We start from the raw sequence: 22,844 nt of genomic DNA on the forward strand, positions 1-22,844 counted from the left end.
GGGCATCCCGGTAGCCTGACGATCATGTTCGTACTCGAATTGACCTACACCGCTCCGGTCGAGCGGGTGGACGCGCTGCTGCAGGACCACGTCGCCTGGCTGGACGCGCAGTACGCGGCCGGGGTGTTCATCGCCTCGGGCCGCAAGGACCCCCGGGACGGCGGGGTGATCCTGGCCGTCGGGGACGACCGCGCGCGGATCGAGAAGATCGCGGCGGCCGACCCCTTCGTGGTGCACGCCGTGTGCGCGTACCGGATCACGGAGTTCATCGCGACCAAGACGTCGCCCGAACTGGCCTCGTACAAGCAGCGGTTGCCCGGCTGAGGGCTCTCCCGGCGCCCCGTGCGCGGACGGGACGGGTCGGCCTAGAAGCCGAGCCGTGCCACCCGGCCCCGCTCTCCGGCGGCCCAGCAGCCGAAGTCGGATGTGCAGTCGACGGTGTCGTAGGAGCCCGTGTCGACCGTGCGCCAGGTACGGCCGCCGTCGCGGGTGAGATCGGTGCCCGTCGGGCCGACCGCCAGTGCGGCGGACCTGCTGTGCGGCAGCCAGGCGACACCCGAGCGGTAGGCGGCGGGCGGGGTGGCGGACTGGCGCCACCTGCGGCCACCGTCGGCGGTCACGGCCGAGGCGTTCGGCGACGCCTGGTCGGCGCGGTAGTCGCCGCCGACCGCGATGCCGTGCGTACGGTCGCGGAACGCGACGCCGAAGACGCCCCGTGCCGGGTCCCCCGCCGGGATCGCGGACGGGGTCGCCGTCCAGGTCAGGCCGCGGTCCCCGGAGTGCAGCACCCGTGCGGTGGCGGCGCCGCCGGTGGTCAGCCAGACGTCCTTCGGTCCCGAGCTGACCAGACACTGGCCGCTCGCGGCGAAGCCCGCCTCCCCGGTCTGTGCCACCGGCATCCCGGCGTTGGACAGGACCTTCCAGTTACGGCCGCCGTCCGCCGTGGACAGGATGCGGAACTTGCCGTCCACCGGATCGCTCATGGCGAGCCCGTGCCGGCTGTCGAAGAAGGTCAGGCAGTCGTAGAAGGCGCGGGCGTCGGTGTTGCGGAACGATTCGGTCCAGGTGGCTCCGCCGTCGTCGGTGCGCAGGACCCGCGAGGCCTCTCCCTCGCCGATGGCCAGCACCACCGCGCGGCGGCTGTCGAATGCCTCGATGTCGCGGAACTCCAGATCGGCCGCGCCGGGCGGTGACACGGTGCGCCAGTTCCGGCCGCCGTCGGCCGTCCGCAGGACCGTGCCCTTCGATCCGGCGACCCAGGCGGTACGTCGGTCGACAGCGGCGAGTCCGCGGAACCGGGCGTCGGTGCCGGTGTCGGTGAGTACCCATCCCGGTGCGGCGTGTGCGCCGCGCGTTGCCTGCGCGGCGGGTGTTGCCGACGTTGCGTCTGCTGCCGATGTCATGTCTGCTGCCGTTGCTGTGTCTGCTGCTGGTGTTGCGTGTGCTGCTGGTGCGGCCAGTGCGGCAGTCACTGCCGCCCCGCACAGCACCAGCGACATCAGTCGTCTCGTCTTCCCCAAGGCCCTCATGGCGCTGGAAGCTAGCCCACCGGCAGCGGGCCGTCCAGGGTACGGCGTCCGGAACCGGGCATCCGTACGACAACGTGTTCTTCGGTGACGCAGCTCACGCCACCCGCCAGTGCACGGATCGAGGAGATCCGTCGTCTACTCCCATGCCGGGAGCCGTTCACCCAGCCGTGAGAGGGAGCAGGTCTTGTCCAGCGTTATCGAGCAGTCCGTGCAGGCCCGCATGGTCGCATCCGCTCCGCAGATGGAGACCCTGCCCGCCACCCTGCAATACGACCGCGAGGACCCGTTCGCCGTACGCATGGCGTTCCCCGGCCCGGCGACCCTGGAAGGCACCGAGGTGTCGTGGGAATTCTCGCGTGAGCTGCTCGCCACGGGGATCGACGCGCCGGCCGGTGTCGGCGACGTCCGGGTGCGGCCGTTCGGTTTCGAGCGGACGGTGCTGGAGTTCCATGCCGCCGAGGGTGTCGCGATGGTGCACGTGCGGACGGCGGAGCTGCGGCAGTTCCTCGACCGGGCCCAAAAGATGGTGCCGGTGGGTGACGAACACCGGTTCATGGACCTCGACCGCAGTCTGACCGACCTGCTCGGCGGGGCCTGTTGACGCCCGGTGGGACCTGGTGACGGTCGACGGGCCCTGGTGACGCTCCGGGTGCCCGGTGACGCCCGTCGGGGGTCGGTGAGCGCTCGCCGGTGCTTGTCGACGCTACGGGTGAAGTAACGCCCAGGTCTTGGAGCCGCCGGAAGGTGTCAGCGCCGGAGCCAGTCCCCAGTCCCCGCCGTGTTCGTCGACCGCGGCGGCCAGCAGCCACATGCTCGCGCTGCGGCGCTCCCGGCACTCCTCGGACCGCTCGGCCTCCTCATGCGCCGGGTGCTGGTCGTAGAGGACGATGCGCAGCGCGTCGAACTGCCAGTGCACCTTCAGCAGCATCTCCCGGTCGGGGGTGAACCGGTAGGCGGCCGCCACCAGTTCGGAGGCCGCCAGGACCGCCGGGTCACGCAGTCCGGCGAGTCCGTGCCGCTCCAGGAGTCCGTGCACGGCTTCGCGGGCGAGCCCCGCGCAATACGCGCCGCCCGGCAGGGCGAAGGAATAACTGAGATTGTCCGGCACCGGCGGGCGGGGTCCCGCGGGTACGGGTGCCGGGAGGCAACACATGGCGCCCTTCATCCAGGTACTCACATTTCTCGGTACATGTGGGGACGATCACACACAGGCACGGTCGCCCCGTGTGAGACTTGCGCTACCGACCGTAGCGCACACCGGAGCACAGTGCTACTACTCGTGCTGTTCCGGTCATTTCGCCGACCGCCCAACCGGAAGGAGGCCACCATGCCCCCCAGGAGCACCCCGACAGCCAGGCAGCAGCGCCTCGGCTACGAGCTGCGCAAGCTGCGGGAACAATCCGGAATGTCGGCCCAGCAGGCCGCCGCCCTGCTGGGCGTCGACCGCACCCGCATCCCGAACATCGAGTCGGGTCGGTTCGGCATAAGTTCCGAGCGGGTGCGGACGCTGGCCTTCAACTACGGCTGCCCCGACACCGGTCTGATCGACCTGCTCGCCGAAATCGCGCAGGAGCGGGCCAGGGGCTGGTGGGAGGAGCACCGCGGACTCCTGCTTCCGAGCCTGCTCGACATCGCCGAACTCGAATACCATGCAGTGGAGTTGAACACTTCGACCACCACGCACATCCCCGGTCTCCTCCAGACGGAGGAGCACGCGCGAGCGGTGTTCGACACCGCCGACCCCCGGCTGCCGGGGCCGGATCTGCAAGCCCGGCTCTCGCTCCGGCTGCGCCGCCAGGAGGTTCTGGACCGGGACCGGCCCCCGTTGTACGAGGCGGTGATCCATGAAGCGGCGCTGCGGATGCAGTTCGGCGGACCCAAGGTGAGCGGCGCTCAGCTGGCCCACATCCTGGAGCGGTCCGAACGGGACCGGACAACGGTCCGGGTGATCCCGTTCACGGCCGGCGGCTTCCCCGGAGCGGGACAGTCCTTCACCTATGTGGGCGCCGCGGTTCCTCAGCTCGACACCGTGCAGCTCGACTCCTCGCACGGTTCGATGCTGCTGGACGCGGACATGCAACTGCGCCGCTACCGGGGCCTGTTGGAACGACTGCGGACGCTCGCACTGCCCGTCCAGGAGTCGCGCGACTTCATCAGGTGCATAGCCCAGGACCTCTGAGGAGAGAGACCATGACCGATATCCGCTGGGACGAAGCCTTCTGCAGCGAGGGCGCGAACTGCTTCCGCTTCGGCCAGGACGACCAGGGAAGGGCCTACATCGGGTCCACCACCGACACCGCCACGTACATCACCGACTCCATCGAGGCGATGCGCGCGCTGATCGCCGCGGTGAAGTCCGGCGCCGCGGACCATCTGCTCTGACCCGTCATCCTGCGAACGCCCCGTGCCCCCGTGCCCGGCGCTCCGAGTACGCCGACCACTCTGAGCGGATCAGCACCGGGGGCCCGAGGTCTGCCGGGCTCCTGGGCCGGGCCTCGCCCGGCCCGAAAGCCCGGCCCAGGAGCCCGATAAATCACGACAGGACCTGTCCGGTATTCCGGTTAGCTTCGCGACCATGGATCGGAACATGGACCGGAGCATCGTCATCACCGGCGCGCGCGAGAACAACCTCCGCGACGTCTCCCTCACTCTCCCCAAGGGCCGCATCACCGTCTTCACCGGGGTGTCCGGGTCGGGCAAGTCCTCGATCGTCTTCGACACGATCGCCGTCGAATCGCGGCGGCAGCTGAACGAGACCTTCACCTCGTTCCTCAGGAACCGGCTGCCGAAGTACGAGCGGCCGCACGTCGAGTCCGTCGAGGACCTGTCGGTGGCGATCATCGTCGACCAGAAGCCCGTGGGCGGCAATGTGCGCTCCACCGTCGGCACGATGACCGACATCTGGTCGGTCATCCGGGTGCTGTTCTCCCGGCACGGCACGCCGAGCGCCGGTCCGGCGACCGCGTACTCGTTCAACGATCCGAGCGGCATGTGCCCCGAGTGCGACGGCGCGGGCCGCACGGTCCGTCTGGACCTCGACCGGGCGGTCGACTGGACGAAGTCGCTCAACGAAGGGGCTCTCCTGCTGCCCGGCCTCTCGGTCGGCAGCTGGGAGTGGAACCTGTACGCCGGTTCGGGGCGCTTCGACAACGACCGGCCGCTCGCGGACTACACCGAGGAGGAGCGCCGCCTCCTGCTGCACGGCAAGGGGTTCACGGTCCGCCTGGAGCTCCGGACGGCCTCGGCGGACATGCGGTTCGAGGGCGTCGTGGAACGCTTCGACCGGCTCTACCTCAAGCGGGACACCGAGTCGCTCTCCGAGAAACGGCGCGAGGCCGCCCGCCGGTTCACCGTCGAGACGGTGTGCGGCTCCTGCGACGGTGCGCGGCTCAACGCGGCGGCGCTCGCCACCCGTATCGACGGGCACTCCCCCGCCGACTACGCGAGGATGGAGGTGGCCGACCTCGTCGGCGTACTGGCGAAGATCGACGATCCGGTGGCGGGTCCGATCGCGCTGGCCGCCCGCGAACGGCTGGAGCGGCTGGTCGGCATCGGCCTCGGCTATCTCAGTCTGGACCGGGAGACCACCACGCTGTCGGGCGGTGAGGGACAGCGGCTCAAGATGGTGCGTCATCTGGGCAGTTCACTCACCGGTCTGACCTTCGTCTTCGACGAGCCGAGCGTCGGACTGCACCCGCGCGACGTCGGCAGGCTCAACGATCTGCTGGTACGGCTCCGGGACAAGGGCAACACCGTGCTGGTCGTGGAACACGACCCGGATGTGATGGCCGTCGCCGACCATGTCGTCGACATGGGGCCGGGCGCCGGCACCGACGGCGGACGCGTCGTCTTCGAGGGGCCCTTCGACCGGCTGCGCGAGGCCGGTACGCTCACCGGCCGGTGTCTGCGCCGGCGCACCACGGTCAAGGAGGCGTTCCGCTCCCCCACCGGGTGGCTGCCGGTGTCCGGTGCCGACCTGCACAACCTCAAGGGCGTGGACGTGTCGTTCCCCGTCGGTGTGCTGACGGCGGTGACCGGGGTGGCCGGGTCCGGCAAGTCGACTCTGGTGTCACGGGTGTTCACGGCGGCGTACCCGGACACGGTGGTCGTCGACCAGACGGCGATCACCGCCTCGTCCCGGTCCACCCCGGCCTCGTACCTCGGCGCGCTCGACATCATCCGCAAGGTCTTCGCCAAGGAGAACGGCGTCGATCCGGGGCTGTTCAGCTTCAACTCCTCGGGCGCCTGCGCCGCGTGTACCGGGCGAGGCGTGATCATCACCGATCTCGCGTTCATGGATCCGGTCACCACGACCTGCCGGATGTGCGAGGGGCGGCGCTTCCAGGACGACGTCCTCGCGCACCGGCTCGGCGGCAAGTCCATTGTCGACGTCCTGGACATGACGGCCGCTCAGGCCATCGAGCTGTTCGACGACCCGTCCCTGCTGCGGAAGTTGCGCACGCTGGACGACGTCGGGCTCGGATACCTCACGCTGGGGCGGCCCCTCAGTTCGCTCTCGGGCGGTGAGCGCCAGCGCATCAAGCTCGCGACGCGGCTGCACCGTACGGGCAGTGTGTACGTCCTGGACGAACCGACGACCGGACTGCACATGGCCGACACCGGCACGCTGGTGGATCTGCTGGACCGGCTGGTCGACGCGGGCAACACCGTCATCTGCGTCGAGCACAACCTGGATGTGGTCAAGCGGGCGGACTGGGTGATCGACCTCGGCCCCGACGGCGGCAGGAACGGCGGCGAGCTGGTCTTCGAGGGCACCCCGTCGGCGCTGGCGGCGCATCGCACATCGTTCACCGCCGCGTATCTGCGCCGGGATCTGGAGCAGCCGCGAGGCCGCGGGGCATGATGGCAGCCCGACCGCCGCCGCGCCCCTGGAGAGCCCTCGTGCCCAGCAGAACAGCCCTGGTCCGCCGTGTGAGCCCGCGACTCGGCGAGGGGCTCGTGACCCGTGTCGAGCGCATACCCGTCGACGTCGGGGCGGCCGCCGAGCAGTGGGAGCGGTACGTCGCCGTGCTCGCCGAGCACGGCTGGGACACGGTCGAGGCGGATCGGGCCGACGACTGCCCGGACGGGGTGTTCGTCGAGGACGCCGTCGTGATGTTCCGCAATGTGGCGCTGATCGCCCGGTCCGGGGCGGAGTCCCGCCGGGGCGAGACCCCGGGCGTCGAGGAGGCGCTGGTGCGGCTCGGCTGCTCGGTCAACCGGATCCGCGAGCCCGGCACGCTGGATGGCGGCGATGTCCTGAAGATCGGCGACACGGTGTACGTCGGGCGCGGCGGGCGGACGAACGCGGAGGGGGTCCGGCAGCTCCGGGCCGCCTTCGAGCCCTTGGGCGCCTGTGTCGTGGCGGTGCCGATCAGCACGGTTCTGCATCTGAAGTCCGCGGTGACGGCGCTCCCCGACGGGACGGTCATCGGGTACCCGCCGCTGGTCGACGAGCCCTCGGTGTTCGGCCGGTTCCTGCCGGTGCCGGAGGAGGCGGGCGCGCATGTGGTGCTGCTCGGGGGCGGCGATCTGCTGCTGGCGGCGAGCGCCCCGAAGTCCGCCGAACTGTTCCGGGAGCTCGGATTCCGGCCCGTCGCGGTCGATATCAGCGAGTTCGAAAAACTGGAAGGCTGCGTGACATGCCTCTCCGTACGCGTCCGTGACCTGCACACATAACGGTACGTAAGCGGATGCCCGGAGGGACGGGCTTGGCTTGGGCCTTAACGTCGCTTTAACCTACGGTCACGTAACCTACGAAGCCGTAGGTAATTCTCCCGTCCCCAGGAGCTCCCCGTGACGATCACCTCTCCCCACCTCGGCAGTTCGAAGGCGTGGACCGACGCCCAGCTGCTGTACGCGCTGGAAGAGGTGGTGGAGAAAGAACTCAACCGCCATCTCAAGGTCGCCAAGGACTGGATGCCGCACGAGTACGTCCCGTTCTCCGACGGCCGGAATTTCCCCGGTGTCTTCGAGGACGGCGACGCGTGGGCGCCGGAGCAGTCCAAGGTGACCGACATCGGCAAGATCGCGCTGGTCGTGAATCTGCTGACCGAGGACAACCTCCCGAGCTACCACCACGAGATCGCCTCGCTCTTCGGCCGTGACGGCGCCTGGGGCACCTGGGTGCACCGCTGGACCGCGGAGGAGGGCCGGCACGGCATCGTGATGCGCGACTATCTGCTCACCTCGCGCGCCGTGGACCCGGACAAGCTGGAGCAGTTCCGCATGGCGCACATGGCGGAGGGCTTCGAGTCGGACAACCGCCACTCGATGCTGCACTCCGTCGCGTACGTCGCCTTCCAGGAGCTGGCGACCCGGGTCTCGCACCGCAACACCGGCCACCAGTCGGGCGACCCGGTCTGCGACCGGATGCTGGCCCGGATCGCGACCGACGAGAACCTCCACATGGTCTTCTACCGCAACCTCCTGGGCGCCGCCTTCGAGCTCGCCCCGGACCTGACGATGCAGGCCGTGCGCGATGTCGTCGTGAACTTCCGGATGCCGGGACACGGGATGCCGGGCTTCGAGCGGGCCGCAGCGCAGATGGCGATCGGTGAGATCTACAACATGCGCATCCACCACGACGACGTGATCCAGCCGGTCCTGCGCTACCTGAAGGTCCTCGACATCGACGGGCTCGGCCCGGAGGGTCTGAAGGCACAGGACGAACTGGGCCTGTACATGGGCGGCCTGGACAGCGAGGCGTCGAAGTTCGACGAGAAGCTGGCGGCCCGCAAGGCACGCATGGCCGCGCGCGGCCGGGCCTGACCCTCCCCGTGCGGGTATGACCGTGCGGGTATGACCGTGCGGGTATGACCGTGCGGGACTGACACACCCCCGCACACGACAGCGACCGCCGAGCACCGACCACCGAGCGCCGGACGGACCCGACACCACGGGCCGTCCGGCGCTCGCGTCGTTCCGGCCCCGTTCGCTCCCGCGCTCAGTCCCGCGCTCGTGTCAGGTCTGCCCCCGGCTCACTCGCGCGCTCGTGTCAGGTCGGGCCCGACTCACTCGCGCGCCGTCACCTCCGCGTACGCGACGTCCCGCACATCGGCGACCGGATGCTGGCGCAGCATCCGCAGTTGGGTGCGCCAGGGCCCCGTCCAGCCCGTGCGACGGCCTCCCGCCACGGTCAGTCCGGCGGCGAACAGTCCTTCGGCCGGGTCGCCGCTGCCCGTGAGGCGTGCGGTGACGACGAGCAGCGTGTCGAGGCCGCCGACGGCCGGACCGTCCGCGGCGCCGGCCCGCCGGCCGACGCTCAGCGCGGTACGGGCGGCGAGCACCGGCCGCCCGTGGTGCAGTCCGGCGAGCCGGACCAGCGCGGAGTACAGGGGCTCCGCGTCCGCGTCGAGATCCACGGCGTGCGCGAGCAGACCGGCCGCCTGCGGCACGAAGTCCCGGAATCCGGCGAGTACTTCCCCGGTGGCGCCGAGCACGGCCCGTGTCCGCGGGCCGCGCGACGCGATCCGCCGGCCGAGCGCCTCGGCCACGTACACCACCCGCTGCCGGGCGGGCCGGTCCCGCTCGGCGCCCGCCTCGTCCGCCGTGTCGTCGGTGGCCAGGGCCGTCAGTACCCGGTTCAGCGCATCCACCGCCTCCGGGACCGCCATGGCCGCCTCGATCAGCGCGTCCGCCGCGGACCGCCAGGTACCGCGCCGGTCCAGGTCGGTGAGCGCGCCCACCAGGACGTCGCACGCGCCGGGCGCCCACGGCAGCCAGCGGGCCACCGCGTGGTGGGCGAGGGCGGCGAGCTCCTCGTCGTCGGTGTCGCACACCTGCTGGACCAGCCCGGCGTACCGCTGCCGGTGTCCGGCGGCCAGCTCCGCCGGGTGCGCCCGCAGCACGGCGGAACGCGGCGCACCGGCACCGCTCGCCGCGTCGGCCAGCACGTCCCACATCCGCTCGTCGTCGAGCAGGGGGACACCGAAGGCCACACAGGCGGCCCGCACGTCCGGATGCTGGTCCGGCAGGGCGTACGCGTGGGCGAGCAGGCCCGCCGCATGTGTGGTGGGCAGCCGGAGCGCGGCGAGCCGCACCGCCTCCTTGCGGCTGGTCACCTTGCCGGTGCCGGGCGCCATCCGCGTGGCCAGCGACTCGGCCAGCAGGGAAGGCCGCACGAACAGGGAGACGCGGCCCGCCGCGTACACGGCGACGCGGGCGCGGTCGTCACCGGTGTGCGCGAGCAGACCGGGCAGCACCTCGGCGGGCCTGTCGGTGCGGGCGAGCGCGGCGAGCGCCGCCTCGGCGAGCACGATGTCGGCCGATCCGGTCCAGGGGCGTACGGCATCGGCGCCGATGCCCGGCAGCCGGGCCAGTTGCCCGAGGGCCGAGGCCCGGGAATACAGCGGCAGCTTCTCGTCCCGCACGACCCGTTCCAGGTCCCGGCCGGCGGCCCGGTGCTGCCGCGGCACCCAGCGGATCACGTCGTTGTCCACGGGCACGGTCCATGGGGTCCCCGCGGCGAGGAACCTTCCCCACGGCGGTGTCTCGCCGAGGAAGCGGTCGAGCAGATCGGTACGGCGACCGGTGAGCACCTGCCGCACGGCGGGCAGGGCGATGGCCGACGGGTCGCGGGTCAGAATGCTCTCGACGCGTTCGTCCCGGTGCGCGGGCGGCTCCAGCCGGAAGCCGATCGCGGTCCGGGCGGTGGAGCTGTTGCCGTAGAGAACCGCCTGCCGGAGCATTTCCTGAAGCTCCGGCATGGTCGCGGCGCGACGGCCCACGGCCCGTGCCAGGGCGAGGACGAGGCCGTAGTCCGACCGCTCGGCCCCCGCCTCCAGCCAGGGCCTGAGCGCTTCGAGCACGGTGTGCTCCTGGCCCCGGCCCAGGGTCCGGTCGAGCCGGCCGAGGTCCGCGCTCCCGCTGTTCCCGGAGATCCGGACCAGGGTGCGCAGGGCCCAGTTCAGCAGGGCGCGCTGCCCGGTGACCGCGTGTTCGCGCAGGACGCCCACGGCGAGCGCGCTGAGTGCGGAGCGGGTGGCCGCCGACGAGTCGCGGGCCTCCACCGCATCCGTGGCTATCCGGTCCAGCAGGGGTTCCACGGCGTCGGTGCAGAGCGCGGGCGGGACGGTGAGCAGGGCGCGCAGCGCGGCGGAGCGGACCGGGTCCTGTTCGTTGCGCAGCCGCAGCATGTCGTCGAGCACGGTGGCGACGGCGGCCGGATCCGCGGAGCGGCCCGCGTTGCGGATGAGCAGCGACCAGGCTTCGGCGCGGTCGTCGGCGGCGGGCCTGCGCGTCGCCGCCAGGAGCCGTTCGCGTACCTCCGCGACCGGCAGATACGACTCGGCGAGCAGGACCGTGTCCCGGCCTGCCCCTCGGTCACGGGCTCTCGCCGCCATCCGCCGGGCCACGGGCGCCACATGGCTGCGGGGCAGCGCGTCCAGCACCATGGTGTCGACGGTGCCGGACGCGCCGTCGCCCCGGCCCTCCACGACCGCGTCGTAGAACGCGCCGCGACGGCCCGGCGGCAGGGCCAGGACCAGCCCGGCGAGCAGATCCCCGAAGTCCGCGACGGACCGGCCGAGTTCGACGAACAGCTCTTCGGGCACCGTACGGGCCAGCCGTCGCAGCAGCACCTTGCTGAGCACCCCTCCGCGAGGCAGCGAAAAGCCTTCGGGGCCGAGGAACAGACGCGCGAAGCGGACCGGGTCGGCCGCGAGGAGCTCGCCGAGCCTCCGGCGCACCGGAAGCGCCGAGGGGCCGTACCGCTCCAGGAGGTCGAGGACCCGGTGCGGGTGGGTCGCCACCGCCGCGGCGACCCCGCGTTCATGGCCGTACCACTGCCACCAGGCGTCACGTCGCGTCCTGGGCCGCGACGCCAGGTCGCGTTCCGCGGCGTCGAGGAACGGGCGGGGGTGGCGGGTGCCGAGGGAGGACCAGCAGCTCACCGAACGGAACAGTTCGGGCAGCAGCCGGTCCACCACCTCGGACGAACAGCCGGGCAGCAGCCGGGACGCCTCGGCGTCGCCCCAGGTCCCGCGCAGGGGTTCGATCAGCCGGTCGGCCAGTGCGGTGCGGCGGTCGGCGACGATCGCCCGGATCAACTGGCGGCGTACGGCCGCCGGCGCGTCGTCGAGGGCCGCCTCGTACGCGGTGTCCGGTACCCCGAGACTGTGCGCCACCCGCAGGGCCACGCCCCTGACGCGGGGGTCCTCGTCGGCGATGCGGTCCTCGATCCACCCGGTGTCGCGGGCGACGGCCGCGGCGACGACGGCGAGGTGACGCTCATAGGGATCGCCGCCCGCCAGTTCCTCCAGGACCGGCCGCAGCACCCCGTCCGCGGCCAGGTGTTCGGCGCGCACGGCGAGTTCCCGCATGCGCCGGTGGTACGGGAGCGGTTCCAGGGCATCGAGCAGGGTGCAGGCGAGGACGAGCGGCTGAGCGTCGGTCATGGGGCGATTCTGCCGTGCCCGGACAGGATCACCCCAGAGGTTTACGGACCGTATCCACAACGGCCCCGCCACGGCCGACACCGCCGACCGGCCGCGGCTCCCTACCTGACGGTCCGGTGGACGCTGCGCACCGCGGCGACATCGGCGTGCGCCGTGGGACGCGGCAGGTGCGCGCTGAACGCGTCGAGCCGACGCCGGACACTGGTCGCGATGCCCTTGCCCAGGACGTAGCGGGTCGCCGTGCTCGCGTCCGCGGCGGTGTCCAGGATGCGGTGGGCCTCCCGGCTGCGCATGCCCGTGTGGCTGAGGACCAGGTGGGTCAGCAGGTGCGGGAGCGCCGCGAGAGAGGACCCGATCCGTGCGGCGGCCTCGGCGTCGATGTGGTTGTCCGGCGCTCCGAGGGTCCCGGCGGCCCGGACCCGGCCCAGGTCGAGCAGATGCACACCCGCCGTCGCGGCCGCCGTCACCAGCCGGGCCGCGGCGCGGGGCCCGATCCCGTTGCTGGCGACGGAGATCCGGGCGGTACGGCCGTACGGCGCGCGGGCCAGGCCGGCAGCGAGCAGATCGGCCCCCTCGTCCCCCAACCGGGCTGCCGATACGTAGAGTTCGGTGATCGCCCCGGCGGCCAGGAGTGCCGCCAGCGGTGCCGCGCCGGCGGGTCCGAGCGCGTTGCCGCCGATGAACAGCCGCTCCACGGGCCGCCCCGCCGCTGCCGCGGTGAGCATCGCCTCGGCGAGGACGGCGGTGCCCGCCGCGTCGAGTCCGGTCTGGACGAGGTCGAGGGTACGGAGCGTGGCGGCGGCCTCGACGAGCTGGGCCGCCGCCTGTCCGCCTCCGGTGCCGAGCGGGTTCCGCTTGAGCCAGACCCCGGTCACCATGTGCTGCGAGGCGCGCAGGCTGTCCGCGATCCGGCAGGCGCCGCCCGCGGTGATCCGGTTGCAGCCCAGGTAGAGGGTCTCCACACCGGTTCCCGCGCTGCGGTCCGCGACGGCTCCGGCGCCCTCGTCACCCAGCCCGTCGGTGCCGAGCAGCAGATGCCGTACGGGGGCGGGTCCGCCGTCCGCCGTACGGGGGTGCAGGGCACCGGCTACCAGTGCGGCTCCCTGGGGGCCGAGCGCCTGTTTGCACAGGTCCAGACGGCCGTCGGGCAGTGCGGTGCCCGACGGGAAGTCCAGCCGTTCGTCGGCGCTCACGCCGGAGTGCAACCAGCCCAGCAGCGGGGCGAGTTCCGCGACCGAGCGGGGCAGCACCGGGGGCACTCCCGCGTACGGGGGCGAGGACGTGGCCGACGCGGAGGCCGGAGACGTCGGAGAGGACGGCGACGTCGGAGAGGACGGGGGCGTCGGAGAGGACGGGGGCGGGGGAGAGGACGGGGGCGGGGACGGGGACGGGGGCGGGGGCGTCACGGGGGTCACCACGACGCCTCCCGGTAGTCCTTGAGGAACACACCGGAGACGGGTGATCCGGCCTCGCCCCGGACGATCGGGTCGTAGACGCGGGCCGCCCCGTCGACTATGTCGAGGGGCGTCCGGAAACCTCCGGCGGCGAGTCTTCGCTTCTTCGGGGCCGGGTTCTCGTCCGTGATCCAACCGGTGTCGACGGCACACATATGGACGCCCTGTTCCGCGAGTTCGGCGCCGCTGGTACGGGTGAGCATGTTGAGTGCCGCCTTGGCCATATTGGTGTGCGGGTGGCCGCCCGTCTTGTTGCGCACCGCGAACCGGCCTTCCACCGCTGTCACATTGACGATGTAGCGACGTGGCCCCGGCGAGGCCAGGAGCAGGGGGAGCAGCCGGTCGCAGAGCAGCGCCGGGGCCAGCGCGTTGACCAGCTGGGTCTCCAGAACCTCGGCGGGGTCGAGCGAGCCGATCCGCGCCGACCAGGAGTTCACGGGTGAGGTGTCGGGCAGCAGACCCGCCTCGTCCGCGTCGGGCAGCAGCAGGGCCAACGCCCCGGGGGCGACGGAGCCCCCGACGGCGGACATCGGCGTGTAGCCGGGTGCGCGCAGCGCGCCGGTGGGCAGCGCACCGTGCTCCCCCGCCGTCAGCAGGGCGTACGCACCGGGTGGCCGACGCACGGTCTGGGCCGCGTTGTTGACGAGGATGTCGAGCGGTTCACCGGCTTCCCGCAACTGCTCGCACAGGCCCAGGACCTGGCGCGGGTCGCGCAGGTCCACGGCGAGCACGGTGAGCCGTTCCAGCCACTGCCGGCTGTCGGCCACGGCCCGGAACCGGCGCAGCAGATCGTGCGGGAAGCGGGTGGTGACGAGAAGGTCCGCTCCGTCCCTGAGCATCATCAGCGCCAGCTGGAATCCGATCTTGACGCGCCCTCCGGTCAGCAGGGCGCGCCGCCCCGACAGATCCGTACGGCTGGTGCGCCGGGCCCTGTTCTCCGTCGCGCACTCCGGGCACAGGAGGTGGTAGAAGGAGTCGACCCGGCGGTACCCCGACTTGCAGATGTAGCAGCGTCGGGGCCGGGTCAGCGTGCCCGCGGGGGCCGGGGCCGCACCCGCGGGGTCGAGCGGGGCGTCCTCCCGCCGGCTCTCGGCGCCGGTCGCGGTGGCCGCCAGGACGGTGGCGTCCGCGGCGGCGCGCCGCTCGCCGCTCGCCCTGCGGCGCTTGCTGCGGCCGTCGCGGGTGAACGACGCGGCGACCTGTTCGGCGCGGAGGCGGACGGGGTCGTCGGCGGGCAGTGCGCGAAACCGGGCGACGAGCCGGTCGAAGTCGGCCGACTCCGCGTCGGTGACGGTCCGTCCCGGGCCCACCTCGTGCGGGTCCGCGGACGCGGGGCGCGCGCTCCCGCCCGAGGCCCGGACCTCGGCCGGTCCGTCGTGGCGGTACGTCGCTTCGTGGTGCATGCCTCTGCGCTCCCCGTGGTCCCGACCGGATTCGAACCGGCGTCCCTCCGCATGTCATACGGACGCGTCTGCCTCTGCGCTACGGGACCCCGGGGGCGGCCTGCCCCGACGACGCGCCTGTTTCTGCGACTCGTCCGGGCATGGGGAGATACTAACCAGCTGTCACCCGGGCGTCCGCACGAATAAGCGGCCGTCCGCCGCTCGGCCGGGGCGACCGTGGGAGCGTGGGTGCCACCGGGTGATCCGGGGCCGGTCCGCCGTCCTGTGCGGCGGACGTACCGGGCGGGCGCGGGCCCCTCGGTACGGTGGTTCAGGCCCGGTCGGGATCGGCTCGGCTCGGCTCGGTACGGTGGTTCAGGCCCGGTCGCGATCGGCTCGGCGCAGCCGTTCGCGCTCCTTCTCGGAGAGTCCGCCCCAGACGCCGAACCGCTCGTCGTTGGTGAGTGCGTACTCCAGGCAGGCCACTCGTCCCTCGCAGGCGTTGCACAACTGCTTGGCCTCGCGCGTCGAGCTGCCCGGAGCGGGGAAGAAGAACTCGGGTCCGGCCTGCGCGCACAGCGCGCTCTCCTGCCAGGCGAGCGTCTCGTCTTCGGTCACGGTGTTGATCAGCATGGGCCTCACGGTGCCCGGTCCCGATAAACGACCGATCAACGATTCATCAATCGGGGTCACGGCCCGAGGCGGAACGGCCCGGCCCGGTCCGGTCGGAACGGCCCGGGGCGCGACGGCCCGGTCCGGTGGGGACGGCCGGTGCGCAGCAGCCGCCGTCCCGTCGGGCGGCCGGTCAGCCGGCCTGCCTCGGAGCGGGCCTGATCACGGCGAAGGCGGCGCCGTAGGGGTCGGCGAGGTTGGCCATCCTGCCGACCTCCGGGATGTCCATGGCCGCCAGGGTCTCCTTGCCGCCGAGCCGCTTCGCCCCGGCCACCGCGGCGTCGACGTCATCGACCGTGAAGTACGGCAGCCAGTGCGGACCTGCCGCCGCCTCGGTGGGTGAGTCCTTGAAGGGCACGAGGCCGCCGAAGGCCGAATCGGGTCCGGCGTTCGCGGGGCGCACCGTGGTGTAGGTGTACGCGCCGCCGTCGAACCCCATCTCGTCGGTCTGCCAGCCGAAGACCTTCTGGAAGAACGCGGCGGCCGGGGGCACCTCCGGGGTGTAGAGCTCGGCCCAGAGGAACGCGCCCGGTTCCCGGATGACGCCCAGGCCCGGATTCTCCTTCGGCTGCCAGACACCGAAGTACGCCCCGGCGTTGTCCTTGAAGCCGGCCATGCGGCCGAACTCCATGACGTCCATGGGTTCCAGCAGCACGGCGCCGCCCGCCCGCTCCACCTTCTTGGCCGTGGCGGAGGCGTCGGGCGACTGGAAGAAGACCGACCAGGCACTCTTCGACTGCTCCGCGGGGACCTTCATCACACCGGCGGCGGTGCGGCCGCCCAGTGTGTACATCCCGTAGCCCCCGACCTCGGGACCTCCCGGGACCAGATCCCAGCCGAAGAGACCGTGGTAGAAGGCGGTGGCGCCGTCGAGGTCCGGTGTACCGAGGTCGATCCAGTTGGGGATGCCGTCGACGAAAGTGGGGCTGAGCATGGTGTGCTCCTTCAGCGAGTCCCATGGTCTCGCTTGTCCTGATGCGCGGGCCTTTCTCCTGACTTTCCGAGTCTCGCACCGGGCCGTGACGGCCGCAGTCCGCGCGAGGCCGGGTCCGCCGCGTGAAACGCGGATACAGGAGGGGCCGTCTTCGGCGCACCGGCGCGGGCTGTGGCCCATGGGGCGCCTCACGGCGGCCGACGGCCCGCCGGCATGCTCGGCCGACTGGGTGAGGAGCCGGTGCCGGACGGCAGCGGGGTGGTGCCCCGGGGCGCCCGCCCGGGGCGGCAGCACGGTCCCGGCCGGACCGTTCGGCCCTGATCCGACGACGATCGTGTGTGCCATGCCGCCCAGCGTAGGGGCGGCCCCCCGGGCGGGCCGAAGCATTGCGGCGGTGCGGCGCGTCTCTCCTCAGTGGCGTACGCCGAGTGCCGGAAGTACCGTCTCGGCGACCCGGTACGCCTCCTCCAGCAGCGGGTTGCCGGACAGGATGAAGGTGTCGACGCCCAGGTCCTCGAACTCCTTGAGCCGTTCGACGACCTGGGCCGTCGACCCGACCACCGCAGTGCCGGGACCCGGCCGGAACAGGCTCATGCCCGGCCACATATTGGGGTGGGCCTCCAACTCCCTCGCCCTGGCGGGGACCTTGCCGCCGTGCTGGCGGAACTGACGCTGCCAGCCGACCCCGTCCTCCCCCGCCCGGTCGCCGAGCTGCCGTGCGTACGTGGCGTCGCTGGTGACGTCGAGGAGCCGGTCCGCCGCCGCCCACGCCTCGTCCTCCGTGTCGCGGACGATGAGGTGGAGGCGCAGTCCTATGCGCAGGGTGCGGCCGTACGCCGCGGCACGCGCACGGACCCGATCCAGCTTCTCCTTCAGCAGATGCGGAGGCTCGCCCCAGGTCAGGAACACATCGACGTGCTCGGCCGCCATCTCGATGCCGGGCGCCGACGAGCCGCCGAACCAGAGCGGGATGTGCGGGTCCTGGACGGGCTTCAGCTCACGGAAGGAGGCGCCCGCGTTCTTCAGGTCGTAGAAGCGCCCCTTGTGGTCGAAGACCTCGCCCGCGGTGAGGCGCTTCACGATCGACCAGTATTCGGCGCTCAGTTCGTACCGTTCGTCGTGCTCCACGTGGAGGCCGTACTCCCGGAGGGACGCGGTCGAGCCGTTGACGACGTTGAAGCGCAGTCGCCCGCCGAACAGGGTGTCGAAGCTGAGCGCCATCTTGGCCAGCAGCGTCGGCGAGATCAGCCCGGGGTGGACGGCCAGCAGGGGTTTGAACCGGGTGCTGGTGGTGGCGGCGAGCGCACTCCCGAGCGGCCAGACGTCGTAGAGATCCGTCGCGAGCAACGCCCCGCTGTAGCCGAGCTGTTCGACCGTTCCGGCGAGTCGGCTCAGATAGCCGAGGTCGACGGGGCGGCGACCGGCCGGCTCCCAGGGGTAGGCGCCTTCGCGCGGGATGATGTACCAGAGGACTTCGCTCGGCATAGCGCTCAGGCCGCCTTCGGCGCGGAGGGGCGGGCGACGGCGGCGGCCACGATGACGGGCCGTTCGATGAAGCCGGTGCGGTGGAAGATGTCGGCGGCCTCCTGCTGCTCGGCGAGGAACTCCTCGCTCACCGTCTCGATCAGCCAGGGCAGGGAGCGCAGTGCGCTCTCCCAGTCGTCGGCGCTCCCGCCCAGGTCCGCCGCGGCGATCTCGGCCGCCCGGCGCGGGTGTGCGGCGACCCATGCGTCGGCGTGGCGGAGGGCGCGGGTCAGCGCCTCGATGACCTCGGGCCGCTCCTCGGCGAGTTCGCGCCGGGTGAAGAACACGGAGCGGTCGGTGATGACGTCGGCGGTGGGCACGAGGGTGCGCAGTCCGCCGGTGCGCCGGGCGGCGGCGAGCTGGGCGCCCTGGGCGACCCAGGCGGCGATCTCACCGGTGCGCAGGAGCTGTTCGCTGTCCTCGGTGCCCCGTACGGCGGTGATGTCGTCGGCGTACGAGAGCCCGGCGTCGTGGAGTGCCTTGGCGATGAGGTGGGTCTGCCAGGAGCCGATCGCCAGATGGACGACCGTGCCCTTGAGGTCGGCGACGGTACGGACCGGGCTGTCCACGGGCACCAGCAGGGCGCCGTGCTCCGGGCGCGGGGCGGAGACGGCGGTGTAGACGAGGTCGTGGCCCGCGGCCTGGGCGGTGACGGGCGGGGTCGAACCGGTGCCGCCGAAGTCGATGACGCCCCGGGTGAGCAGTTCGCCGGTGCGGACGCCGTTCGTGTACGGGTGGAGGACGACGCTCTCGCCGAGCGGGGCCAGCTCCTCCTGGGCGAAGCCGAGCCGGGTGAGGTGGTACAGGTAGTAGAGAGACGGATTGCTGCTGTGGACGCCGATGGTGATGGTCATTCAGATCACTCCGATTTCGGTACGTTCGGGAGCCGGCGCGGGGACGGTGGCAGGCGCGGCGGGCTGGGCGGAGGGCGTGGCGGGGGCGGGGGGTGGGGGCGTGTGAACCCCGAGGTCCTGGAGCAGACGGCGGCGCAGGGCGACGAACGCCGGGTCTCCGGGTTCGCGCGGCCGGTCGACGGTGACCGGCTCGTCCGTGACGAGCCGCCCGTCCCGCAGGACGGCGACCCGGTCGGCGAGCCGTACCGCTTCGTCCACGTCGTGGGTGACGAGGAGGACGGCGGGGCGGTGCTTCCGGCACAGTTCATCGACCAGGTCCTGCATCTTCAGCCGGGTCAGCGCGTCCAGCGCGGCGAACGGCTCGTCCAGCAGGAGCAGTTCGGGCTCACGGACCAGGGCGCGGGCGAGGGCGACGCGCTGGGCCTCACCGCCGGAGAGGGTGGCGGGCCATGCCTGTGCGTGCCGTTCCAGGCCGACTTCCGCCAGTGCCCGGATGCCGTCGTCGAAGCGGCTTCGCGGCAGGGCGACGGTCACATTGGCGAGGACCTTCTTGGACGGTACGAGGCGGGGTTCCTGGAAGACGACGGTGCGGGCCTCGGGTACCAGGACCTCTCCCCCGTCGGCACCGTCCAGTGCCCCCAGGATGCGCAGCAGGGTGGTCTTCCCGCTGCCGCTCGCGCCGAGCAGGGCGACGAACTCACCCTTTGCGATGTCCAGTTGCAGATCGTCGAGTACGGCGCGGGTGCCGAAGACGCGGCGCAGCCCCCGTACCCGTACGGCGGGCGTCGTCGTTCCGTGGCCGGTCATCGGGAGGCTCCCTGCGGGGTACGCCACGGCATCAGGACGCGCTCCAGCAGCCGTACGGCGATGTCGGCGCCCAGGCCCAGCAGGCCGTAGACCAGGATGCAGACGGCGAGGATGTCGGTGCGGGCGTAGCTCTGGGCCTGCGACATCAGATAGCCGATGCCCGCGGTGGCGTTGATCTCCTCGGCGGCGATGAGCGCGATGACGCTGAGGGTCATCGACAGGCGCAGTCCGGCGAGCAGGGACGGCAGTGCGCCGGGCAGGACGACCTCGCGGACGATGCCGAGGCGGCTCATGCCGAAGCTGCGCATCGCCTCGATGAGTTTGGGGTCGGTGTTGCGCACGCCGCTCGATGTCGAGACGTACATCGGGAAGGTGGTGGCGACGGCGATGAGCAGGATCTTGGCGGTCTCGTTGATGCCGAACCAGACCATGAACAGTGGCACCAGGGAGAGGAAGGGGATGGTGCGCAGGGTCTGGAGCGAGGAGTCGAGGAGCTCGTCGCCCAGACGGGTGAATCCGGTGGTGATGCCGAGCGTCAGTCCGGCGGCCAGCCCGATGAGCAGGCCGAGACCGGAGCGGGTGAGGGAGGTGGTGAGGGCGTCGGGAAGCTGCCCGTTGCCCCACAACTCACCCACGGCGCGGATGACTTCGACGGGCGAGGCCAGTACGTCCGCGGTCAGGACTCCGGTCGCGGAGGCCGTCCACCACAGGGCGAGCAGCGCCACGGGGCCCAGTGCCCGTACGGTCAGGGCGTAGGTACGGCCGCGGGCCTTGCGGAGCTGCGGGCGCGGGGTGACGAGCGAGGTGGTCGCGGTGTCGCTCATGTCAGCTTCTCGACGTCGAGCAGATGGGCCGCTACGTCGACCTCGGTCCTGGTGACCTTCTGCTCGGCGTAGAACGCGGCGACGGCCTTGAAGCGTGCGATGTCCTCGGGGCCGATCGGATCGACCGTGCCGCCCTGGGCGGTGAAACCGGTCTGGACTTCCGCCGCCTTGCCGGTGACGGCGGTGGGGCCGACGTCGGTGAAGACGTTCAGATACGCGGCCGGGTTCTTCTTCTCCTCGGCGCTGGCGTCGTGGAGGTACTGGTAGAGCGCCTTGACGACCTTGGGGTGCTGCTCGGCGAAGCCCGTACGGACCGCGTTCAGGCTGTAGTTGTCGGAGCCGATGGCGGCGCCGTCGGCGACGAAGTGCGCCTTGCCGCTGCCGATCTCGGCGACGGCGTAGGTGGCCCAGACGGCCCAGGCGTCGACCTTGCCCGCGTTGAAGACGGCGGCGGTCTGGTCGGGGCGCAGATAGACGCGCTGCACCTCGTCGGCCGGGATGTTCGCCTTGGCGAGTGCCTTGAGCAGCAGGTATTCGCCGGTGCCGCCCTGGTTGACGGCGACCTTGCGGCCGACGAGGTCGGCGACGGACTCGATACCGGAGCCGTTGCGGACCAGGATGCCCTCGCCCGCCGCGTCCGGGTCGACGGCGGTGAAGAACCTGAAGCCGGGGCGCTGGGCGAGCGAGGTGATGCCGGAGGTGATGGAGCCGGTGGCGATGTCGAGCTGGTCGGCGTTCATCGCCTGGGCGGCCGGGGCGAAGGGGCCGGCGCTGCCGGTCCACTCCACCTTGGCCCCGACCTTGCCGAGCGCCTTGTCGAGGCTGCCGTCCTTCTTGCCGAGGGCGAGCACCCCGGAGTTGCCGGGGTCGGGGATGCGTACGGAGACCGTGCTCCCCGCGCCGGAGCCGGAGGCGCTGTCGGCCTCGGACGTGCCGCAGCCGGTGACCGCGAGCAGCGCGGTGGCCGTGAGGAGGGCGGGGAGTGCGGCGTTGCGCAGTGGTCGGGTCACGTTCATGGTGGCGGGGGTCCTCAAGGCTCAGGGGGCGGCGGGCAGTCGGGCGGGGGGCGGGCCGGTCAGGGCGGCGGCGCGGCGGAGCGGCCCGGGGTCGGCCCAGGCGGTGATGTCGACGCGTTCGGGCAGGAAGCCGTGGGCGTACAGCGCGGACTCCTGCTCGGCGAGCAGGGCGAGGCGCCGCGGTGTCAGGTCGGGGTGCAGGGTGAGGTGGGTTCCGGGGCGGTAGGCTCCCGCGACTCCGTCGGCTCCGGCACCGGTCTCGGCGCCGAGGATGCGGGCGACCTCGTCGGGCCGGCCGGCGGCCCAGTCGGCGGCCCTGAGCAGGACGGCGAGGAAGCGGTCGACGAGGTCGGGGTGTTCGTCCAGGAGGTCCTGGTGGACGGTGATGGGGCGGGGGGTGCCGTTGTTGATCCGGAAGCGGTGGTCGGGCAGTTCGTCGAGTTCGACGGCGACCTCCGCGCCGGAGCGCCGGGCCGCCTCGACGGCGAGGGCGCCCTTCACGTACACCGCGTCCACCTCCCCGCGCCGCAGCGCGGCGAGTTCGGCCGCCCATTGCCCCTCGTGCCCGTCGGCGGGTACGTCGACGAGTACGGCGTCCTCCTGGCTCAGCCCGGCGGAGGCGAGTGCGCCCTCGAAGCCGCGCAGGGCCATGGCCCGCCAGAAGTCGATGGCGATGGTGTGCTTCGGCACGGCGAGCCGCAGTCCGCGCAGGGCCTCGGCGCCCCGGATACCGGAGCCCGGCGCGACGAGCACGCTCTGGCGCTCCTCGATCCAGGTGAGTCCGATCAGCCGGGTCCGCTCTCCCCGCGAACGCGCCCACAGGGCGGGCACGTTGCCGCCCTCCCGGAACAGTCCGGGGAGCGCGTGGGTGAAGTGCGCGGCGCGGTCGGCACCGGGGGCGGCGTCCTGGAGGGAGCGCACCTCGATGCCGTCGGGGGCGAACGCGTCGGTGAGCCAGCCGCGGTCGGCGGCGATGCCGGTGGCGGTGGGTACGGGACAGCGGGTGAACCAGAGTGTCTGGGGCAGGACGGCGGCATGCGGCATGGGGTGTCATCCCGGTCGGGTCGGCGAAATGGGCGCGGGCATGCGTGACCGGACCGCTCGGGAGCGGCGCGGTGAGCGCGGGAGGGTGAGGCGGTGGGGCGATCGCGGCGATGCGGCGGCGGGCGCCTGTCGGCACCCCGGCACCCCGGATCACCGGATCACCCATGGATCGGTGCGGGGCCCGCGACGACGACGCCGACAGGCCGACGGAAGATCCGGAAGTCCTGAAAATCCTGGATGCCCGGGAAGGCGCGGGAGGAGAGGAGCGTGCGGAGGGTCAGCGACAGGCTGCGCTGGAGACGCGCGCCAGATCGATGTGACGGCGCAGCGTGAGGGCGAGCGGCACCGGAGCGGCGGTGGCGTGGGAGTGGTCCGCGATGTGGCGACCGGCCATGGCACTGCTCCGT

The 22,844-nt window shown here is 72.2% G+C and carries 21 protein-coding genes and 1 tRNA gene; 7 read left to right on the forward strand and 15 right to left on the reverse strand.

Translation table 11 applies throughout. The features are described 5' to 3' along the window. Window positions 1-24: 24 nt before the first annotated feature. Window positions 25-324, forward strand: coding sequence for a YciI family protein (locus tag A6A29_RS10590; RefSeq protein WP_073719772.1), 300 nt, complete (start codon window positions 25-27; stop codon window positions 322-324). Between the two features lie 41 nt (window positions 325-365). Here A6A29_RS10590 and A6A29_RS10595 read toward each other — a convergent pair whose 3' ends face one another. Next, on the reverse strand, window positions 366-1,529 hold the full coding sequence (locus tag A6A29_RS10595) for an oxidoreductase (protein WP_073719773.1): 1,164 nt from the start codon (window positions 1,527-1,529) through the stop codon (window positions 366-368). Window positions 1,530-1,713: 184 nt separating this feature from the next. On the opposite strand from A6A29_RS10595, the gene A6A29_RS10600 reads away from it, so the two are divergent. Continuing rightward, the gene (locus A6A29_RS10600) at window positions 1,714-2,130 is read left to right on the forward strand and encodes an SsgA family sporulation/cell division regulator (RefSeq protein ID WP_073719774.1); all 417 of its coding nucleotides are present in this window, start codon (window positions 1,714-1,716) and stop codon (window positions 2,128-2,130) included. A 102-nt stretch (window positions 2,131-2,232) separates the two neighbouring features. Here A6A29_RS10600 and A6A29_RS10605 read toward each other — a convergent pair whose 3' ends face one another. After that, window positions 2,233-2,637: an ATP-binding protein gene (locus A6A29_RS10605; RefSeq protein ID WP_241838412.1), complete on the reverse strand. Its 405-nt coding sequence runs from the start codon at window positions 2,635-2,637 to the stop codon at window positions 2,233-2,235. 219 nt (window positions 2,638-2,856) lie between these two features. Here A6A29_RS10605 and A6A29_RS10610 point away from each other — a divergent pair, with 219 nt between their 5' ends. The 5 genes from A6A29_RS10610 (at window position 2,857) to A6A29_RS10630 (ending at window position 8,300) form a co-directional block, all read left to right on the forward strand. Continuing rightward, complete coding sequence (locus A6A29_RS10610; protein WP_073719776.1) at window positions 2,857-3,708, forward strand: Scr1 family TA system antitoxin-like transcriptional regulator; 852 nt, start codon at window positions 2,857-2,859, stop codon at window positions 3,706-3,708. An 11-nt stretch (window positions 3,709-3,719) separates the two neighbouring features. Further along, entirely contained in the window at window positions 3,720-3,911 is a 192-nt protein-coding gene (locus tag A6A29_RS10615; RefSeq protein ID WP_073719777.1) for a hypothetical protein, read from the forward strand. 205 nt (window positions 3,912-4,116) lie between these two features. Continuing rightward, window positions 4,117-6,393, forward strand: coding sequence for an ATP-binding cassette domain-containing protein (locus A6A29_RS10620; RefSeq protein WP_073719778.1), 2,277 nt, complete (start codon window positions 4,117-4,119; stop codon window positions 6,391-6,393). Window positions 6,394-6,431: 38 nt separating this feature from the next. Beyond that, window positions 6,432-7,208, forward strand: coding sequence for a dimethylargininase (gene ddaH / locus A6A29_RS10625; protein WP_073719779.1), 777 nt, complete (start codon window positions 6,432-6,434; stop codon window positions 7,206-7,208). Between the two features lie 117 nt (window positions 7,209-7,325). Further along, a complete protein-coding gene (locus A6A29_RS10630; RefSeq protein ID WP_073719780.1) occupies window positions 7,326-8,300 on the forward strand; it encodes an acyl-ACP desaturase in 975 nt (324 codons plus the stop codon). A 242-nt stretch (window positions 8,301-8,542) separates the two neighbouring features. Here A6A29_RS10630 and A6A29_RS10635 read toward each other — a convergent pair whose 3' ends face one another. The 13 genes from A6A29_RS10635 to A6A29_RS47780 all read right to left on the reverse strand — a co-directional run bounded on the left by A6A29_RS10635 (window position 8,543) and on the right by A6A29_RS47780 (window position 22,831). Continuing rightward, window positions 8,543-11,926: a hypothetical protein gene (locus A6A29_RS10635; RefSeq protein WP_073719781.1), complete on the reverse strand. Its 3,384-nt coding sequence runs from the start codon at window positions 11,924-11,926 to the stop codon at window positions 8,543-8,545. 101 nt (window positions 11,927-12,027) lie between these two features. Further along, entirely contained in the window at window positions 12,028-13,176 is a 1,149-nt protein-coding gene (locus A6A29_RS10640) for a ribonuclease inhibitor (protein ID WP_073719782.1), read from the reverse strand. 161 nt (window positions 13,177-13,337) lie between these two features. Continuing rightward, on the reverse strand, window positions 13,338-14,783 hold the full coding sequence (locus tag A6A29_RS10645; RefSeq protein ID WP_079182689.1) for an SDR family NAD(P)-dependent oxidoreductase: 1,446 nt from the start codon (window positions 14,781-14,783) through the stop codon (window positions 13,338-13,340). A gap of 16 nt (window positions 14,784-14,799) precedes the next feature. Further along, a tRNA-Val gene (locus A6A29_RS10650) sits at window positions 14,800-14,872 on the reverse strand. Between the two features lie 265 nt (window positions 14,873-15,137). Further along, window positions 15,138-15,395 (reverse strand): WhiB family transcriptional regulator, encoded by a 258-nt coding sequence (locus tag A6A29_RS10655; protein WP_073719783.1) that lies wholly within the window; start codon window positions 15,393-15,395, stop codon window positions 15,138-15,140. A gap of 172 nt (window positions 15,396-15,567) precedes the next feature. Then, entirely contained in the window at window positions 15,568-16,368 is an 801-nt protein-coding gene (locus A6A29_RS10660; protein ID WP_073719784.1) for a VOC family protein, read from the reverse strand. Window positions 16,369-16,779: 411 nt separating this feature from the next. Further along, entirely contained in the window at window positions 16,780-17,853 is a 1,074-nt protein-coding gene (locus A6A29_RS10665; protein ID WP_073719785.1) for an LLM class flavin-dependent oxidoreductase, read from the reverse strand. A 5-nt stretch (window positions 17,854-17,858) separates the two neighbouring features. Beyond that, the gene (locus tag A6A29_RS10670; RefSeq protein WP_073719786.1) at window positions 17,859-18,746 is read right to left on the reverse strand and encodes an ABC transporter substrate-binding protein; all 888 of its coding nucleotides are present in this window, start codon (window positions 18,744-18,746) and stop codon (window positions 17,859-17,861) included. Next, the gene (locus A6A29_RS10675) at window positions 18,747-19,553 is read right to left on the reverse strand and encodes an ABC transporter ATP-binding protein (protein WP_073719787.1); all 807 of its coding nucleotides are present in this window, start codon (window positions 19,551-19,553) and stop codon (window positions 18,747-18,749) included. Next, window positions 19,550-20,377, reverse strand: coding sequence for an ABC transporter permease (locus tag A6A29_RS10680; RefSeq protein WP_073719788.1), 828 nt, complete (start codon window positions 20,375-20,377; stop codon window positions 19,550-19,552). The genes A6A29_RS10675 and A6A29_RS10680 overlap by 4 nt, the downstream gene beginning before the upstream one ends. After that, entirely contained in the window at window positions 20,374-21,393 is a 1,020-nt protein-coding gene (locus A6A29_RS10685) for an NrtA/SsuA/CpmA family ABC transporter substrate-binding protein (RefSeq protein WP_073719789.1), read from the reverse strand. Before A6A29_RS10685 ends, A6A29_RS10680 begins: the two co-directional genes overlap by 4 nt. A 21-nt stretch (window positions 21,394-21,414) precedes the next feature. Next, a complete protein-coding gene (locus tag A6A29_RS10690; protein WP_073719790.1) occupies window positions 21,415-22,437 on the reverse strand; it encodes an ABC transporter substrate-binding protein in 1,023 nt (340 codons plus the stop codon). A 277-nt stretch (window positions 22,438-22,714) separates the two neighbouring features. Continuing rightward, entirely contained in the window at window positions 22,715-22,831 is a 117-nt protein-coding gene (locus A6A29_RS47780) for a putative leader peptide (RefSeq protein ID WP_338012864.1), read from the reverse strand. Window positions 22,832-22,844: the final 13 nt, after the last annotated feature.

Origin of the sequence: Streptomyces sp. TSRI0281 (assembly GCF_001905125.1) — a bacterium.
GTDB lineage: Bacteria > Actinomycetota > Actinomycetes > Streptomycetales > Streptomycetaceae > Streptomyces.

Excerpts from the sequence above, each read along its gene's own strand:
- A6A29_RS10590 (WP_073719772.1), top strand. The coding sequence starts at position 25 with ATGTTCGTACTCGAATTGACCTACACCGCTCCGGTCGAGCGGGTGGAC.
- A6A29_RS10595 (WP_073719773.1), bottom strand. The coding sequence starts at position 1,529 with ATGAGGGCCTTGGGGAAGACGAGACGACTGATGTCGCTGGTGCTGTGC.
- A6A29_RS10610 (WP_073719776.1), top strand. The coding sequence starts at position 2,857 with ATGCCCCCCAGGAGCACCCCGACAGCCAGGCAGCAGCGCCTCGGCTAC.
- A6A29_RS10615 (WP_073719777.1), top strand. The coding sequence starts at position 3,720 with ATGACCGATATCCGCTGGGACGAAGCCTTCTGCAGCGAGGGCGCGAAC.
- A6A29_RS10620 (WP_073719778.1), top strand. The coding sequence starts at position 4,117 with ATGGACCGGAGCATCGTCATCACCGGCGCGCGCGAGAACAACCTCCGC.
- A6A29_RS10635 (WP_073719781.1), bottom strand. The coding sequence starts at position 11,926 with ATGACCGACGCTCAGCCGCTCGTCCTCGCCTGCACCCTGCTCGATGCC.
- A6A29_RS10645 (WP_079182689.1), bottom strand. The coding sequence starts at position 14,783 with ATGCACCACGAAGCGACGTACCGCCACGACGGACCGGCCGAGGTCCGG.
- A6A29_RS10655 (WP_073719783.1), bottom strand. The coding sequence starts at position 15,395 with ATGCTGATCAACACCGTGACCGAAGACGAGACGCTCGCCTGGCAGGAG.
- A6A29_RS10660 (WP_073719784.1), bottom strand. The coding sequence starts at position 16,368 with ATGCTCAGCCCCACTTTCGTCGACGGCATCCCCAACTGGATCGACCTC.
- A6A29_RS10665 (WP_073719785.1), bottom strand. The coding sequence starts at position 17,853 with ATGCCGAGCGAAGTCCTCTGGTACATCATCCCGCGCGAAGGCGCCTAC.
- A6A29_RS10670 (WP_073719786.1), bottom strand. The coding sequence starts at position 18,746 with ATGACCATCACCATCGGCGTCCACAGCAGCAATCCGTCTCTCTACTAC.
- A6A29_RS10675 (WP_073719787.1), bottom strand. The coding sequence starts at position 19,553 with ATGACCGGCCACGGAACGACGACGCCCGCCGTACGGGTACGGGGGCTG.
- A6A29_RS10680 (WP_073719788.1), bottom strand. The coding sequence starts at position 20,377 with ATGAGCGACACCGCGACCACCTCGCTCGTCACCCCGCGCCCGCAGCTC.
- A6A29_RS10685 (WP_073719789.1), bottom strand. The coding sequence starts at position 21,393 with ATGAACGTGACCCGACCACTGCGCAACGCCGCACTCCCCGCCCTCCTC.
- A6A29_RS10690 (WP_073719790.1), bottom strand. The coding sequence starts at position 22,437 with ATGCCGCATGCCGCCGTCCTGCCCCAGACACTCTGGTTCACCCGCTGT.
- A6A29_RS47780 (WP_338012864.1), bottom strand. The coding sequence starts at position 22,831 with ATGGCCGGTCGCCACATCGCGGACCACTCCCACGCCACCGCCGCTCCG.